This is a genomic window from Companilactobacillus nantensis DSM 16982, assembly GCF_001435815.1.
Classification (GTDB): Bacteria; Bacillota; Bacilli; order Lactobacillales; family Lactobacillaceae; genus Companilactobacillus; species Companilactobacillus nantensis.
Window position 1 is genome coordinate 38692 of sequence record NZ_AZFV01000011.1, and the last position, 14543, is coordinate 53234.

At 34.9% G+C, this 14543-nt stretch carries 18 protein-coding genes, 1 tRNA gene and 1 pseudogene; 5 read left to right on the forward strand and 15 right to left on the reverse strand.

What is annotated here, in order from left to right:
* Positions 1-61: 61 nt before the first annotated feature.
* On the forward strand, positions 62-496 hold the full coding sequence (locus FD31_RS06150; protein ID WP_057891895.1) for a GNAT family N-acetyltransferase: 435 nt from the start codon (positions 62-64) through the stop codon (positions 494-496).
* Between the two features lie 69 nt (positions 497-565).
* On the forward strand, positions 566-1249 hold the full coding sequence (locus FD31_RS06155; protein WP_057891896.1) for an EAL domain-containing protein: 684 nt from the start codon (positions 566-568) through the stop codon (positions 1247-1249).
* A 213-nt stretch (positions 1250-1462) separates the two neighbouring features.
* Here FD31_RS06155 and FD31_RS06160 read toward each other — a convergent pair whose 3' ends face one another.
* On the reverse strand, positions 1463-2827 hold the full coding sequence (locus FD31_RS06160) for an FAD-dependent oxidoreductase (protein WP_057891897.1): 1365 nt from the start codon (positions 2825-2827) through the stop codon (positions 1463-1465).
* 572 nt (positions 2828-3399) lie between these two features.
* Between FD31_RS06160 and FD31_RS06165 the strand changes: the two genes are divergently transcribed.
* Complete coding sequence (locus tag FD31_RS06165; protein ID WP_057891898.1) at positions 3400-4206, forward strand: hypothetical protein; 807 nt, start codon at positions 3400-3402, stop codon at positions 4204-4206.
* 12 nt (positions 4207-4218) lie between these two features.
* Positions 4219-4605: pseudogene (locus FD31_RS06170) on the forward strand (GGDEF domain-containing protein); the annotation flags it as partial.
* Between the two features lie 276 nt (positions 4606-4881).
* Here FD31_RS06170 and FD31_RS06175 read toward each other — a convergent pair.
* The 5 genes from FD31_RS06175 to FD31_RS06190 form a co-directional block, all read right to left on the reverse strand.
* On the reverse strand, positions 4882-5538 hold the full coding sequence (locus FD31_RS06175; RefSeq protein WP_057891900.1) for a YczE/YyaS/YitT family protein: 657 nt from the start codon (positions 5536-5538) through the stop codon (positions 4882-4884).
* Positions 5539-5827: 289 nt separating this feature from the next.
* Entirely contained in the window at positions 5828-7288 is a 1461-nt protein-coding gene (locus FD31_RS06180) for a multicopper oxidase family protein (protein WP_057891901.1), read from the reverse strand.
* A 14-nt stretch (positions 7289-7302) separates the two neighbouring features.
* A complete protein-coding gene (locus FD31_RS14280; protein WP_164480487.1) occupies positions 7303-7473 on the reverse strand; it encodes a hypothetical protein in 171 nt (56 codons plus the stop codon).
* An 86-nt stretch (positions 7474-7559) separates the two neighbouring features.
* Positions 7560-8189, reverse strand: a complete 630-nt coding sequence (locus FD31_RS06185; RefSeq protein WP_057891902.1) for a DUF421 domain-containing protein — start codon at positions 8187-8189, stop codon at positions 7560-7562.
* 8 nt (positions 8190-8197) lie between these two features.
* Positions 8198-8647, reverse strand: coding sequence for a DUF3290 domain-containing protein (locus FD31_RS06190; protein WP_057891903.1), 450 nt, complete (start codon positions 8645-8647; stop codon positions 8198-8200).
* 157 nt (positions 8648-8804) lie between these two features.
* Here FD31_RS06190 and FD31_RS06195 point away from each other — a divergent pair, with 157 nt between their 5' ends.
* Complete coding sequence (locus tag FD31_RS06195; protein ID WP_057891904.1) at positions 8805-9242, forward strand: helix-turn-helix domain-containing protein; 438 nt, start codon at positions 8805-8807, stop codon at positions 9240-9242.
* A 177-nt stretch (positions 9243-9419) separates the two neighbouring features.
* Here the strand turns inward: FD31_RS06195 and FD31_RS06200 are convergent, their stop codons facing one another.
* The 9 genes from FD31_RS06200 to FD31_RS06235 all read right to left on the reverse strand — a co-directional run bounded on the left by FD31_RS06200 (position 9420) and on the right by FD31_RS06235 (position 14533).
* Positions 9420-9926, reverse strand: coding sequence for an acyl-CoA thioesterase (locus tag FD31_RS06200; RefSeq protein ID WP_057891905.1), 507 nt, complete (start codon positions 9924-9926; stop codon positions 9420-9422).
* A gap of 372 nt (positions 9927-10298) precedes the next feature.
* Positions 10299-10372 (reverse strand) — tRNA-Arg (locus FD31_RS06205).
* A 183-nt stretch (positions 10373-10555) separates the two neighbouring features.
* Positions 10556-11677: a GH25 family lysozyme gene (locus FD31_RS06210; protein WP_057891906.1), complete on the reverse strand. Its 1122-nt coding sequence runs from the start codon at positions 11675-11677 to the stop codon at positions 10556-10558.
* A complete protein-coding gene (locus FD31_RS06215) occupies positions 11674-11967 on the reverse strand; it encodes a holin (RefSeq protein ID WP_057891907.1) in 294 nt (97 codons plus the stop codon). Before FD31_RS06215 ends, FD31_RS06210 begins: the two co-directional genes overlap by 4 nt.
* Positions 11964-12272 (reverse strand): hypothetical protein, encoded by a 309-nt coding sequence (locus FD31_RS06220; RefSeq protein ID WP_057891908.1) that lies wholly within the window; start codon positions 12270-12272, stop codon positions 11964-11966. The genes FD31_RS06215 and FD31_RS06220 overlap by 4 nt, the downstream gene beginning before the upstream one ends.
* Positions 12266-12700 carry a hypothetical protein gene (locus FD31_RS06225; RefSeq protein ID WP_057891909.1) on the reverse strand — a complete coding sequence of 145 codons (435 nt, stop codon included), beginning with the start codon at positions 12698-12700 and terminating at the stop codon, positions 12266-12268. Before FD31_RS06225 ends, FD31_RS06220 begins: the two co-directional genes overlap by 7 nt.
* Positions 12701-12728: 28 nt before the next feature.
* The gene (locus FD31_RS14095; protein ID WP_147007309.1) at positions 12729-12860 is read right to left on the reverse strand and encodes an XkdX family protein; all 132 of its coding nucleotides are present in this window, start codon (positions 12858-12860) and stop codon (positions 12729-12731) included.
* A 2-nt stretch (positions 12861-12862) separates the two neighbouring features.
* Positions 12863-13303: a hypothetical protein gene (locus FD31_RS06230; protein WP_057891910.1), complete on the reverse strand. Its 441-nt coding sequence runs from the start codon at positions 13301-13303 to the stop codon at positions 12863-12865.
* Between the two features lie 12 nt (positions 13304-13315).
* Positions 13316-14533 (reverse strand): hypothetical protein, encoded by a 1218-nt coding sequence (locus FD31_RS06235; RefSeq protein ID WP_057891911.1) that lies wholly within the window; start codon positions 14531-14533, stop codon positions 13316-13318.
* Between the last annotated feature and the right edge of the window lie 10 nt (positions 14534-14543).

A 14543-nucleotide genomic window follows, 5' to 3' on the forward strand; every position in this document is an offset into this window, starting at 1 on the left:
AATTTGTAATATAATTAGTTTGTATTGACTTTTTTAAATGATGGTTAAAATGGAGTTTTTTATGAAAGAAATTAAACACAGTCGTGGTATCAATAACGATATTTATCAAGATAGTCTCAAAATTAGAAAGGCTGTCTTTGTTAAAGAACAACAAGTTCCACAAAATTTAGAAATCGATGCCGATGAAGATTTATGTACTTACTTTAATATTTACCTTGATGGACAAGTTGTTGCTACTGCTCGGTTCTCTCCTACAGCTGATAATGGTGTTCATATTCAACGTGTAGCTGTTTTAAGTGACTTTCGACAACAACATCTAGGTTCGGAGTTAATTAAGACTATCGTTCAATACGCTCGTGATCATGACTATGCCTACGCTATTTTAGGTGCTCAGGATCACGCTCAAGCTTTCTACAAAAATCTTGGTTTTAAAGTGATTGGTGAACAATATACCGAAGTCGGAATTCTCCATCATGACATGAAACTTAACTTGTAGTAGTATTACCCATAGTATTATTCAGTCATTTTTGGGATATTTTAAGGAACGTTATAAAGGAGCTTATTTATGTATAGATTTTTTATTCAGCCCCAATTAGATAAGGTCAACAATTCCTTAATCGGCTATGAATTGTTGATGAAAAAAAAGACTCCTGAAGGTTGGCGTCCGCCCGCTAACTTTTCAGATGTGCCTTCACATACAATGGCTTCACTTCTGATTGCTACAACTAAATTGTTATCTTTAAAAATCGGTTCTGTCTCTGTTAATATCAATCGTAATCAACTAATGGATAAAGAAGTCCGCGATGCTATCATTGAAGCACAGAGCATTTTGCGCCCATTACACTTGGTCGTTGAATTAACTGAAGACACTCCTGACAAAGATTGGCCTAATTCAGAATTGATTCCATTGATTAAAGATTTTATTAACTACGGTATGGATTTCAGTCTCGATGACTGTGGTACCGGCGTTAATCAACTTGATCAAATCCAAGACCTAGTACCTTTAGCCTCAGAAATTAAGTTTGCTATCCAAAACTTTGGCGAAAAGTTACGTGATCCAAATATCGAGGATAAGGTTATTTTTTGGCGTGACTTTTGTCGCGAACACAATCTACGTTTTATTTTGGAAGGTATTGAAGATGACCACGACGATGTTCTTGCTGACTCATTGGGTATCGACCTTAGACAAGGTTATTATTATGGCAAACCTCGCCTTTTGAAATTAAAACCAGATGATAATAAGTTCTAATTAATATTTTCGTAATTATAAGGCACGAGAGTGGGACAAAACATGGTCAGCTTTCGAGCATTAAGGCAAATAACCCAAGTAATCCGATTTTGGATTGCTTGGGTTATTTGTTTTAAGCGGAAAAAGCTATGTTTTGTTCCACGTTTATGCTGCATATTTAAAAACAATAATAGCTTTGTCCCAGATTCGTTTTTTTGTATCTTATTGTATCAATTAGCTATTCTTAATTTTCTTCTCACTACGTTCCTTAGCCACAGCTTGTTGCGCAACTAAGTTTAAATAATTAAATGGATTATCGTAATTTGGTTGGAACAACATATCCATAAAGGCTAAATCATCAATCGTATTTTTATTTTGAATACATACTGAAATTGTATTGGCTGATTGAGCTACTTCATGTTTACTGAAGAACTGTGCACCTAAGATAAGGTGATTATCCTTATTGTAAATTAACTTAATCGTCAACATCTCAGTGGTAGGCATATAATCAGGGCGGTAATAGTCGTGATAAGTAACAGAATCTGCATTAATACCATCTTTCAAAGCATGACGTAACGTTAGACCTGTTGAAGCGAGCGTATTGCCAAATGGCTCCATCCCTGAAGTTGCTTGTGTTCCCATATACTTTTGAATATTGCCAAAGATATTGATTCCAGCTAATGCACCTTGACGAATCGCATTCGTTGCTAAAGGCATATAAGCTGGTTTATTAGTTGGATTGAAGTTAACAGTACATGCATCCCCTGCAGCGTAAATATCAGGATTAGATGTTTGTGTGTATTCATTAATAATGATTGCACTGTGACGATCCATATCAACCTGACCACGTAAGAGTTCTGTATTGGCAACAAAACCTGTACATACGATAACTAAATCAGCGTGATGGTCGCCTTGGTTAGTTTCAATCAAAACATTGTCATCATCATCACGATCAAAGCCAGTTACTCGTTCATTCAAGAACACATCAACACCATGCTCTTTTAACAAGTCAGTAACATTCTCTGAAGTATCTTTATCAATATAGTTATTCAAAACTTGGTCACGTGATTGAATCAACGTTACTTTATGGTCAGTATTAGCATAACTTTCAGCTAATTCGACACCAATGTATCCACCACCAACGATTGTGATATGCTTGTGTTCCTTAGCTGTTTCATAAATGGCTTGTGCTTGGGCATAACTCTTGCACATTAAAATACGTGTATCTGAAATCCCCATAATTGGTGGAACAGCCACCGTTGAACCAGTAGTCATGATTAGTTTGTCATATGAATCATTAACTATTTCATGTGTCTTCATGTTTTCACACATAACTGTCTTTTTGTTCGAGTCAATTTTTAAAACATCGTACTTCATGTGAACTTTAGCACCCAGTTTTTCCAAATCTTTAGGACTAGCGTAAAACATATCTTCAAGATGCTTTACTTTTCTTCCCAAATAAAGCGCAATCCCACATGATAGGAATGAGATATTGTCATCACGTTCATATACCGTAATTTCCGTATCTGGATGATCTTGCAAAATCTGTTCCACTGCTGCCGTACCAGCATGTGTGCAACCTACAACAATAACCTTCATAAAAAACACCCCATATTTCATAATTTGCTTAAACTATAATCTGATTTTTTAGCAATAAAATAAAAAAAACAGCACTATTAGTATCAATTATAACCCTATATTTTTATAAATGAATAGGCGTATAGTATTTAAGTGGTTAAATAATAAAAAATATTTTTTATTATTTCGTTCATAATTATCCTAATGTCATTTTAAAAAACGTTAGATATCAGTTATAATTAAAATTAGTTGTTGTCAAAATTCATCTAAAAACACTTACTTAACGCGTAGAGTTTGTTGGCCGTCTTCAAAATCTCGAAATAGCCTATAAATCTTGTTACTCTAACAAAAGCAACGAATAAACTAGACGGAAGGAACAAGAATTTAGGTCGCTGTTAAGGTGGCGTTAGTGCTTTAAGCTTACACCACGGGACGAGTTTTGAAACTCGTGTACTTTGCGAGGTTCAAAATCGAGAAGCGAGACCTTGGCTCGACTCGGTCCCCATAGCGACCTAAAGTTCTTGTTCCTGGAGTCGGCATATATAATTAACAAAAAGTGTTATAAAAAAATAAAAAATAATTGAGGGTTTAATTTGCCAAACAATAGTTTAGAAAAAATTACCGAAAATTATCTAAATACCAATTCAGCAATCATTACTCTAGTAACAATCGGTTTGATTACAATCATCACGGTTATTGCTTATTCATTGGAGAGACGAATCAGTAACTCTTCACCACTGCTTAACAGAGTTTTTGTCCATGTTCTGGAGGGCTTAGTCATAGCTTTAAGTATGATTATGCTCGAAAAGATTTTCTACATTCTCAACAGAGGGACCATTAATAATGGCTGGCTCTATGCCAATGCTCAATTGACGATCCTGCTGTACTGTATGTACTTAATTCGTAACAAAATCACTTTATTGATCAATTTATTAATGCCACTGCTCTACTATCAAGCAATGATTTTCAAACGAATTGATAATAAAAATTTACCTTTGTTTCTAATTTCCTATCTAGTATTAATTGCGATTATTTTATACATTTATAATCAAACCGAACGTCTACAAAGTAATGAGTGGAAATATCTCGGTATGCAAACACTCTTCGGTCTCGCCTGGTGGGTCTTGTTATGGACTGACCATAGCTTCCCTGCATACGAAATCATAAATATGTTAATTGTTTTCTTAATTTACATGTCAATTATTCGTTTCTGTGCTCGTAAGTTGCAAGATACGATGCTCAATTACAATGATCTGCAGGTTAAAGTTAACTACGATGAATTAACTGGTGTCAGAAACCGTGCTAATTTAGATAAAACAGCACCGGAAATTTATGATACATACTCACATGAAGATGTTCCACTGACGGTTTCCATGTTCGATATTGACCATTTCAAGTAATTTAACGATGACTACGGTCATTCGACTGGTGATGAAGTTTTGAAACACGTTGCTCATACGATGGAACGAGAAATGTTTCTAACCGACACTAAAGGACAATTGTTCCGATTCGGTGGCGAAGAATTTATCATCGTCTTCCGAGGTAAAAAAACAGCTGACTGCATTCCAATCATTACTGATTTGCGCAACACATTAGTCAACACACCGCTATTTTTAAATGGTGAACGTCTCGATATTACAATTTCCTTTGGTGTTTCCCAATTGAAAAAGAAAGATTTAGACTTTGACGACTTATTTAACCGTGTCGACCAATATTTATATCAATCAAAGAATGATGGACGCAATCGTTTAACTGTTGAAGGTATTACTTATGATTTCGATGATTTAGAGAATAAATAAAAATCAAAATAAATAGGCCAAACAATCCAGAATTGGGTTGCTTGGCCTATTATTTTTAACAAAATGTAGTTTTTGTTCCACGTTTGAAGACAAAAAAATAGTGAGAAATTAATCTCACCGTCGGGAAGGAATCAGTTGTTTTTGAATCTGGTAGTCCCTATTAGTCATAGTAAACCATACCGACTTCTATCGCAAGCGAATAAATAAATTATTTTAACTCTTTCTCTTATAAATTTATTCATATTTACCTTTTTTTAATCAGTTTGTTACTAAAACTTAAAATGAGTAGTGATGTTTTAACGAAGGTAACACAATTGTATCAGACATCCCGATGATAATACCTTGGAAAAACATTGCCAAAATCGTTCCAATTCCAACTGACAAAATGTGGCCTGTTGTAAAATAACAAATAATCATAATGATAACTGGTGGCGTGTAACTGAATAATTGTCCCCAGCCAGCTGAACCGTGCAAATATTTGAAACGTAAAAGATAAGCTAATTCGTCATTAGGGTGTTGTATCAAATTACAACGTTGATAAATTGAGGTCCCCACTGAAACCCCAATCAATCCTAAAACGTCCACAATCACTCTTAAAATAACTGGCAAAGCATTTAATTGAAACGGATCTAATATATAGGAAAAGAAACCAACTAAATAACTAAATGGCAGTGAGAATAATAAATTGGATAAAAAGATATGTCCATCAAATTTCCCTAGTAAGAATTGGTTCACAATCGTCACAATGACAGCATAGACGAATAACGTCGTTCCATAGGACGAATGTATTGAATTCGAGATATTAACGGCAGAGGCCGTCCAAACAGCACTCCCCATATTACTGTTGATCATCAATGCATTCGCAAACGCATCAAGAACAATTGCAAAAATCAAATAACCTAACCGTGTCTTAAAATTCCCCTGCTTCACAATAAAATTCCTTTTCCTCTTAATTAGAAAACTATATTTGCATTATGACATACTTTGTTGATTTATCCCAAGTGGTCGTCTTCAGAGTAAGCAATCACTCGAGATGACAAATAAAAGAGTTTGTGACAAAACTATTATTATCCCCAAACATGCAGCATAAACGTGGAACAAAACATAGCTTTTTCCGCTTAAACCAAATAAGAGCAGCAATCCAAAATCGGATTACCGCTCTTATTTGCCTTAATGCTCGAAAGCTGAACATGTTTTGTCCCACTCTCTTAAGATTCAAATTCTATTTCGTAGGATGATTCATTTCATCCATGCTGATCAAATGATATTCATGTTTAACATTTGGATCATAAGCTTCAATTTGAGCCATCATACCAGTATCTTCATGTTCAAGAATATGACAGTGATACATGTAAACACCAAATTTAGTGAATTTAACAGCAATTCTAACTGTCTCACCTGCATTGACACCAACTGTATCTTTCCAACCATGTTCATTTGGATATGGAGCTTTGCCGTTACGACTCAAAACTAGGAATTGGCAACCATGCATATGGAATGGGTGAATCATTCCGGCATCCATATCATTAGTATTTACAACATCCCAAAGGACTGTATCGCCAATCTTTTGTTTTCTGTCAATTCGTTGCATATCAAACAATTTGCCATCAAGACGAACTTTGTCATCCATTCCTGACATAACAGTTCTTGTAACAGGTAAACCTGGTGTAACTTCTGGAGCAGCGATTGTTGTTAGGTGTTCAGGAAGTTCTACATCTTCATGTTGATATTCACCAATCTTGAATTTCATAATTGGCATATCATCAGTCATTAATGTTACGACGTCGCCTGGTTTTTTATCACCAAAATCAACGATAACTTCTGCACGTTCAGCACAAGTTAACATCAACTTAGTAAATTTAACTGGTTCAGGCAAGGTACCACCATCAGAAGCAATTTGTGTAAATTCATGTTCATCATCAAAGTGAAGTCTCCACTCACGACGATCAGAACCATTCAAAATTCTTAACCGAACTCTTTGAGTTGTAACATTGAAGACACCATTAATCGTACCATTAACTAATGCGTACTTACCTAAAGTACCGTCCATATCATAATCAGCTTTATAGTCGAGTTGATTATCATGATAACTTCTATCTTGTAAAATAACGGGAATATCATCAACACCGTAGTTTCTTGGGAATGGTAATTTAGCCTCTTCATCATCTGTTACGACAACAGCAGCAGCTAAGCCATTCCAAACTTGACGGGCTGTATTTGGACATGGGTGTGGGTGAATCCAGTCTGTTTGAGCTGGTTGATCCAAAGTGAAGTCAATATCACGACTGCCACCAGGATAAACGGGAGCATGAGGACCACCATCAACAATTGGTCCGGTAACATTTAGACCATGCCAGTGGAACGTTGTAACTTCTGGCAATTTGTTAACTAAGTGAACATGGTAGTGGACACCTTGTTTTAATACGATTGTTGTTCCAAGGATTGAAGCATTGTAGCCCCACGTCTTTGTCTTAGCACCAGGCAAAATTTGTGTTTCGCCCTCTTGTGCTGTAATTGTGTAATAAACATCATTGCCGTCAACCTTGTCTGGTTGCAAAGCTGCGGGAATATTCAAAGGTTGGTCTGGAACATCAGCCTTTTCTAGTGGAACATATCCACCATCATGTAAGTCAAATACTGGTTCATCAAAAAAGTAATCTGTGTAAACTTGTGATTCTGACATTTATAATCGCCACCCTATTTAGTTTTTGATTGAAACGTACAAATACAATTTACTAAAGCCTCAACAAACATGCCAATACCCATCATATACATCGCTATCATGTTTTTATCAGCGAAGACAAAGTACAATAAAATCGCATAAAAAATCAGCATGAAAACTGAGAACACCTTAGAACCACCTGCCATGTTATCACCACCAAATTTTTGATACTACTCTATTCTAATACAGTTGCCACTACTTTAAAAATTAAGTTTGGCATACCTAAGATACATCAATACGTATAAATAATTAGTTGATTATCAATATAATTAGCCAAATAAACTTCAGCCACCTCTAAATTACGTTTTTTCAGTTCAGCTTCCAACCATTCATCATCTTTATGGATATTACTTAGTTCGTCAGCATCAATCTTGCCATCCAAAATAATTGGATATTTGATACTATCCTCATTTTTCATAACTAACGTCAATTGACCGTTACGTTCAAAAACAGCCCGTTTGACATTTCTAACATCCATAACCCCAGCCTGACGCAATTTAAACGACAAATCATTTGCCGAAAGGCCGTTACGTAACGCTAAGTTGACATCGATTTTTCCATTCTTAATAATCAGCTGTGGAGTCCCCTCAATCACCTTCTTAAAGAAATTATTATGATTCGTCAGAAATTTAGCGACAAACACTACCATTGTCCAAATCAATAAAACTAATGAAAATTGTAGGATCGTAATGCTAGAATTATAAATCATCCCACCGACGATTCCACCTAAGACATAGTTTTGTAGTTGGTCAATCGCACTGGTTGGAGCTATATTTCCTCGCCCAAACAAATTAATCTGCAAGACCATGAAAAGAAAACCGATAATAAATTTTAAAGTTAAATCTCCATACGACAGAACCATTTTGTCACCTACTTTTTAATTAATTGAATTGATTGTGAACTAATGACACTAGCACGCGTCAACGTATAACTCCCCTGATTATTATCAAAACTAACCCGATAAATATCGTTACCTGACTTAATTAACATTCCTTCAGTCAAGCTAGAACTATTTGAATAAAGGTTTTTGGTCGATAACTTTTTCTCTTTAGCAACCGAGCGCATCAATTCCAATGTTTGGTTAGTCTTATTACTGATATCCAACTGTTGTTCATAATTGTTGTAATTGATACCGATAAATAAAATGATTCCAAATGCAAAAATTATCAATAAATCACGATATTTATTGTTAGATCGATTTCTAAAATACAACAGACTAGTAATAAAGATGGCCGCTGCTAAAATAACAATTCCAATAATAAAAAGAAAATTTGGTTCATTATTATGTTCAACTAAATACTGGTAAGAATAGAAATTCATTTATAACCCCTCATCTGCTTTCTAATTTCAGTATAGCAAAAAAGCGCTATCACGTTCACTTTCAACTCAGAAAATTCCCAGTAATCTTTGCTTGCGCACGCAACAGATAAGTCTCATAATACATAAATATTAATAACAATTATAAGGGGTGATTATTTTGAATAATAATTCCAATCTCTGTACTTGGCTGAATATGAAACATTTTGAAAATGATATTCAAATCAAGTTGGAAAAAGCTTTAATTAAATACGATTTATCACCTGTTGAATTCAGTTTTATGCATTACCTCTATGATCAGTACGATTCCAAGGCTAGCTTACTAGAAATCAAAGATTCGTTAGAATTAAGTTCAGCCGCTGTATCTAGAATGGCTGTGCGCCTAGAGAATAAAGACTGTAAGCCAATCGTACGTTATCACAGTGATGATAATCAAAAAGCCGTCTGTCTTAAAATGACGACTTCAGGTATCGAACATTTCAAGGAAACATCAGTCGTAGTTGATAAGATTTTGAATGAATCATTTTCAAGTACGGAATTTTTAGCTCTTCGCGATGAAATTTTAACAACAAATATTAAATCTGAAGATGTTGAATAGGAAAAGCGTGGGACAAAACATGGTCAGCTTTCGAGCATTGAGGCAAATAGCCCAAGCAATCCGATTTGGGATTGCCTGGGCTATTTGTTTTAAGCGGAAAAAGCTATGTTTTGTTCCACGTTTATGCTGCATGTTTGAACACAATAATAGTTTTGTTTCAGATTCTCTTTTTTATCATTAAACTTGCCAAGGAAACTTCAAACTGATGTTTTGATTGAACTTCTCTTGTTTCATTAACTTGGCTAATCGTTCCGCTTGACGATCATGGTACCCGCTACAAACAAACTCAGCCTCATCATTATCTGGTACAGCTGTTGGTAAAACAACATTCTTATCCGTTACAACGAAGGTTGAAAAACAAGTTAATCCTAAGAAACGTTTACCAGTTTTTAAATGTTCACCGATTATTTTGGTAAAGACTTCAATTGAACGACTACCCACCCCAGATACATATGATTCAGTACACATTGAATCTTGTAAGCCAAATGGCAAGATAAAGTTAACTTGATCAATCGAAGCTGTAACTGTTTCAATTCTGGCCACACGTGATGCGGCAATGGACGAATTATCATCAATAATCATTAATGTCCTACCGCCAAAAACGGTATTGTGTTCATTTAAATCAGATGAAAAAACTCGATGATTGCTAATTGATAATGTTTCACTACATTTAATTGTTTCCATAGTTTTCTCCTCAGTGAAAAATGACTTTTATTTTTATACTTATATTTTCAGGAACTCAATGTAATATTATACTATGTGACTTAGACATAACAATTTATAATTCTAATACACCCGATACTAAGTGATTAATTAGGTTTTGCATACATAATTGAGTTCGTAAATTCCCGCCTTACTTCATTTATCAACTGATAATCAAAGCGGATATTCTTTAAACATATACGTGTGCCAAATGAAAAAAATTATTAAAAATCTCTCTAATCAGCGGCTATTTATAACAGTAACATAACGCATATAAAAAGGCTGGAGTCATTGGTACTCAATGACTCCAGCCTTTTCACAAACTATTTTCTTAAAACGTATAAAATACCCAAATGATCCCTCCCGGAATCGAACCGGGGACCTACTGCTTAGGAGGCAGTTGCTCTATCCAACTGGGCCAAGGGACCGAGACGTTTCAGAATTTCACAATCTCTATTTTTTACACAAACGTGTGCAAAACGTGTGCATACATTCGTTATACTTTAAAATTTAATAAAAATAAAGATATGAACTACCAAAACCATATAAAATTATATCACAAAAAGCCCCTACTCTAAATTAATAGAATAGGGGCACAAAAATGATTTATTTTACTTACCGTTATAACCCGAACCTTGTACATACTTCATTGGAATATACTCATCAGTAGCAACTTCATATGAATAACCAACATTTGGAAGGTTTACTAATTTATCATTTATTCTCCATGCAGTACCACCCTTAAAGATTTTGTTACTATCATAAATTGCATTACCCTTCGAATTATAAGCGAGTACCCCGTAATCACTGAAGTAGTTGACTATAACTGTGTTACTAAAAGTTGAACTTGACTGTGGAATCAGCGTGTCAACGCCAATAATGTAGAAAGGTTTCTCATTGATGACTTTGATTCCTGCTGACTTCCAAGATGTTCCAGAAATAACATCGGTTCCAATATTTGCTTGACCATCATCTTTATAAGTTGTGAACGCTTTGTAAGAATCACCTTTTACAGAGACAACATTATTAATTGTTGAATTTGGATTGGGCATCGGTGTTTGATTTCCATAAAAGAAATTATCATAATTTTGTGATACATCGAAATTGCCATATGATCCTTGGAATTGATATGTTGACCCCCATTGCCAACTATGATGTGCTGAGTACCAATTTTTGGCAGCAGCATTGTATGGGTATGAAGCAATCCAACCTTGGCCAACATCCATTTTGGAACCAAGCCATGAACTCATAGTATAAATTGATGAACGATATCCATATTTAGCTACTTCATTCATAAATGCTTGATTGTTTGCATTATTGACTGATTTTGAAAGTCCATTCTGTTCTTGAGCTTCGACATCTGTTACTAATGCTGCACCAATTGGCAATCCATCAGCTTTAGCCATACTTGCCGCATAGTCTGCCTCATTGATAGCACCTTGGACCGATGTGTATCTGGCAAAATGATAGCCATTAATATAAAGTCCTGCTTGCTGTGCTGTCGAAATATTATTAGCTGCGGTGTAATCATGATAATAATTACCTTCAGAAATTTTAGTAACCACAGCTTTAACACCATAATTGTTTAACATATCTTTGAAATTTGAAACGGTCATATATCCATTGTGATTTGATACATCAACCATATCAGTACGAGCAGCAGAAACAGTTTGGGTACAAAAAAATAGACTTGCTATAAGCAAGCCTAAAATAATTCCTAATCTTTTTTTCATTTGTTCTCACCAACCTTATCATCACCAATAAATGCTTGGAAACCATCGAACAAGCCACTTGTCCACCCTCCAACGAGTAATCCAGCAATCATTGCTTTGTATAAATCATCATGAAATACTAAAGCAATTAGAGATGAAAATACCAATCCTAACAACATTGCCAAAAATGGCATGTATTGGATTGGTATTTTTTTCGTATTCTTGATTCCGTTTGTTGCACCATACACAAGAACTGTAATAAGCAGCAATTGTGTTGCATCAATTAAATTAAAATTTTCAATAAAGCTCATTTATTTTCCTCCATCTTTCTTTTTAAATCACCAATCTGCCTAGTCAACTGATCAGTAACTTTTCTCTGTGCTTTCAAATCTGCTCGAACTTCAATTAACTCTGATTCAAGCTTAGAATTTTTACTTTTTAAATCAGATCTTTCATCAACCAACGAATTAATCTTATCAACATTCTCCAAGTAGTGATCTGCATAAATACCTTCATTACTACCATTATTTTTTAACTTCTGAAGTAGCAGCCCAAAAATCCCTGTTACAAAAGCACCACCAATTGCCGAAATCACAAGTTTGAAATTATCTACCAATCGGGCTTACTCCAAAATGCCTCAAGCAAAATTTTCACAATTATTACGAATGAAATCATGGTAGTAAAATCTGGACTAAATCTATTAATTCCAAGTATCTGTACCATAGCAATATCATGGAACAAGAACATTAAGAAGTAAAAAGTCCAAATAAATAATGGTAGAAAAGTCACTAGAATTTGATTGATTCCATGCAAATGATGAAATGAAGCTAAGATTACATAGACTCCGATTAATGAAACTGGTATTGAGAATAATGGTTCATCAATATGCATTACAAAATCAGGCGGCCTATCGATAAAATGATTTGACATGATTAATGTGATACCTAAAGCTAAGGTTTCAAGTCCATTAATGAACCAGCTTCGATTAATTCTAAAGAAGAACAATCGTTTAACATTTTTAGGTAATTTATTTGGTTTGTCCATTTAATCACCTCATTTACTAGCCAAACGGCTAGCCTTCCTTAAAATCTTCTCCAGTAATGTTTTTGTAATCGTCCTTTGAAATAACGATAGGAACATAGCTAACAATATCCTCCGCTTTTAATGTTCCCCAACCAATTTCCATCTTTAATAAATTAACCATAATTATTTTGCCTCCGTTGTATTTGTATTTTGAGTTGCTAATTGTAATTGCATAGATGCTAACTGTTTTGTGATTTCAGTCATACCATTCTTGATATCTGCCTTATCTTGAGCGTCTTGCAATTGAGTTTGAGTTAATGCAGTGATACCAGATTGAGTCTCTTTTACATCTTTAGTTAAATTCAAATTTTGCATTGTTAATGTCGTGAAATTATTTTGAGATTCTTCATCAGGTGTCATGTTAGTTGAAATATGAACTAACTCGTTGTCAGACTCTCTGACTGTCCATAAATAGCTATCAGAACTAGAAAAGGCTGGATCACTTTCTACTAGTGTCCAACCTTTATCTTTAAATAATTTAACTTGTAATTCTGCACCAAACTCACTTGTGGTAACCGTACCGATAATATTTCTATCAGCATCTAATTGAATTGCTATTTTCATATTCTGCCTCCTTTAATCTTTGTAAGGTGTAATTTTCTTAATTGTTGGTAAATAATAACTATTTGAATAAGGGTCGCTATTCGCAGAAAATGATGTTCTCAATTTTGAAGGATCATTAATTGATGCCGTGCCAATTTCTATATAACCGTCTAATGGTATCGACAAATATGTGTCATTATTAGCGTATGCAGTCCAAACAGAACCATTCTTTGATTCGTACGAAAACTTCGTTCCTACTGGCTTTAAAGTATTTGTGAGATTAAATTTAAAACCATTGATAAGGTATTCTTTTGATATCCTTACTGAAGTTTTTTTCAAAATATTAAATGATGATGTTCTTTGGGTTGAACCATTATAGAACTTATCGTCAAATGTAATTTCAATTCCGTCCATGGTGTTCTCTAAGAAATCAGACGCCCCTGCCAATGCAATTTGCCCACTACTTGAGCCACTGAAGAAATTAACTGATGCTGGCATTTGAGCGACTGCTGCTTGAATTGAAAAAGTAGCAATTACATCTACCACAACATCATAATTAGCACCAGTGGCACCAGCAGTATTGCCGTCATTGTCATAGCCAGTAAAACTGTGGTAAGTCATTGTACCATCACCATTAAATTTAACTTTAAGGTGTGGTGCTAAGAAGTTCTTGCCACCTTGTAAGTTTTCACCAATACCGTCAATTGGAATATCTAGTTCATTAGTGGTAGCAAGGTCTGCTGATTTAATATAAACGGGATAAACTGATGTTGTAGTAAAATACCCTTCCTTTGCTGTGTTGTTAGTATCGTAATTTAATTCGATATCTGAAACATCACCTTTAGCTCCAGCCGTCATAGCTGTCTTTTGCAAATGTAGCAAGAACGTGGCGCCGTCACCCGCCATGTTAAATTTAGTACCAACATCCCTAAGTAAAGTGACTGTTTTAGATGTTGTTGGGTCCTCAGTTGCACTCTCATCACGTTGGTATAAAAGATATCTACCAGTAATTTCACCATCTGACAATGAGCCGGCATAATAATCAGCTCCAGCAGACGGGTGATCTGGATTATCTTCACCGCCCGTATCTCCACCTGAACCATTGCCAATACTTAATCCAGAAATATCAATCATATTTTTATCTCCGGCTGGTAAAATTGTTTGTTCTTTGCCTGATGGATCTTTGTAAACTAATCCTTGAGCTGCATGTGCAGCAATGCGAGCAACTTTAGTAATTGCGTTTTCTACCATTTTTATCCTC